This is a genomic window from Streptomyces sp. KR55 (genome assembly GCF_052245645.1).
Lineage (GTDB): Bacteria > Actinomycetota > Actinomycetes > Streptomycetales > Streptomycetaceae > Streptomyces > Streptomyces flavusporus.
Window position 1 is genome coordinate 1 of the sequence record NZ_JBQQCE010000847.1, and the last position, 1,948, is coordinate 1,948.

Annotated in this window: 2 protein-coding genes; one reads left to right on the top strand and one right to left on the bottom strand. The window is 68.3% G+C overall.

Going from position 1 to position 1,948, the window contains the following annotated elements; all coding sequences use genetic code 11:
- Positions 1–24: 24 nt before the first annotated feature.
- Positions 25–1,257: an IS701 family transposase gene (locus tag ACTWQJ_RS50885; protein WP_443313118.1), complete on the bottom strand. Its 1,233-nt coding sequence runs from the start codon at positions 1,255–1,257 to the stop codon at positions 25–27.
- Positions 1,258–1,424: 167 nt separating this feature from the next.
- Between ACTWQJ_RS50885 and ACTWQJ_RS50890 the strand changes: the two genes are divergently transcribed.
- Positions 1,425–1,829, top strand: a complete 405-nt coding sequence (locus ACTWQJ_RS50890) for a type II toxin-antitoxin system PemK/MazF family toxin (RefSeq protein ID WP_095753169.1) — start codon at positions 1,425–1,427, stop codon at positions 1,827–1,829.
- Positions 1,830–1,948: the final 119 nt, after the last annotated feature.

The following is a 1,948-nucleotide window of genomic DNA, read 5'->3' on the forward strand; positions in this document are numbered from 1 at the left end:
TACTCCAGCCGTAGATCGTGATCTTCATGCCTGAGTGGCTTGTCGACGGTAGTGGCCGGCCTGGGATCGGGCCTGGTGGCGGCGCCGCCAGTCGGACCAACCGAGCCGGTGGGCGGCATCGTGGACGGGTCGGACGACGAGGGTGATGAACAGGCGCTGGATCTCGTTGCAGGTGAGCGGAATGAGGGCATCGGGTGCGGGGCGGGTGTGCTCGTCTGCGCGTACGACGGCGAGGAAAGCGTGCGCGAGCATGGCGAGGGTGACCCAGCGGGACCAGGAGGCATAGCGGCGGACCTGGTGCTCGTCGAGTGCGGCCAGGCCCTTGCCCGACTGGAAGAACTCCTCCACCCGCCATCTTGATCCGGCGACTCTGACCAGCACGGTCAGCGGCACGGGTGCGGGCGAGTAGCAGCGGTAGTAGGCGAGTTCACCGGTGCTGCGGTTACGGCGGATCAGCAGCTGACGACTCCCGGGTCGGGGGTCGGCGAGGTCGATGACTGCCCAGTCGTAGAAACGGTGGCCCTTGGCCCCGGCCCCTGCGGAGAGCTTCTGCCAGGCCCGCTTGGGCACCTTCTTGGCCAGGGTGTCCGCACGGAACCTCCCCGCCCCGGTGGTGACTTCGTGCGAGCAGGCCACCGCGAGGACGTAGCCGGTGCCGCGTTCCTCCAGTGCGGTTCGCAGCCTGGGGTTGCCGCCGTAGACCTCGTCGCCGGCGACCCATGCGGCCTGGTGGCCGGCGTCCAGGAACCGGGCAACCATACGAGTGGCCAGTTCCGGCTTGGTGGCGAAGGCGGTGTCCTGGTCGAGTCCGGCATCCCGGCAGCGGTCAGGGTCGGAGGTCCATGAACGCGGGACGTACAGTTCCCGGTCCACTGCCGCGTGCCCGCGCCGGCCGGCGTAGACCAGGTAGACGGCGACCTGGGCATTTTCGATCCTGCCCGCGGTGCCGGTGTACTGGCGCTGGACGCCGACCGTGCCGGTGCCCTTCTTCACGTCCCCGGTCTCGTCGACCACCAGTACCGCCTGGTCGTCGTGCAGGTGGTCCACCACGTAGTCACACACATCGTCGCGGACCCGGTCGGCGTCCCACTTGGCCCGCCCCAGCAGATGCTGCATGCCGTCCGGGGTCCTCTCCCCGGCCCATTCGGCGATGGTCCAGCAGTTCTTGCGCGGCAGGTCCGACAGCAGTCCGAGCACCAACTTCCGGACCCGGAACCGGGGTTCGACCCGTGTGAACCGTCCCGCTATCCGGCTCATCAGGCCCTCGAACGCCTCCTGCCAGCGGGCAGGGTCTACGCTGTGACCTGCGGCCACCGCGTGATCGTTTGTCTTCACACACCGATGATCAACGGGTGGCCGCACCCGTCTCCACAGCGCGTCGGGGTCGCGCAGCGTCCGCCCGCCGTCCTGTGTCAGGAGGACATGTGCAACGTGGCGAAGTCTGGTGGGTGGAGTTCGACGAGCGGCGGCCGGTCGTGCTGCTGTCGGGAGACGACGCGTCCGGGATCCGGGTGATGCAGGTCGTCGCTCGGGCGGGTGTCGACATCACCGGTCTGGGCGTCGAAGTGGCAGTAGGCGCCGTGGAAGGACTGCCCTTTGAAGGCGTGCTTCGGTTCGCGTTCCCGCGTCCGGGCTTTACCCCTTGCACGTGGCTGACCACCGTGTCCCGGGACGACCTGATCGAGCGGGCGGGCGCCCTGTCCTCCGCGAAACTCAGCGAGATTGAGAACGCCCTCCGTCTCGGTGAGCAGGCGAAGGAGTGGACCCCGGCGACGACCGCGAAGCTCAGCGAGATAAGGAACGCCCTCCGTCTCGGTGGACTCGGGTAGGCGGAGAAGGAAACGGACGCCCGCGACGGCGTGGTCGGTCTCGTCCAGATGATCGACGCTGCCAGCTGCCTCCTCGGCGCCCCTCACGATCGAGATCACGAACTACGGCTGGAGTACTA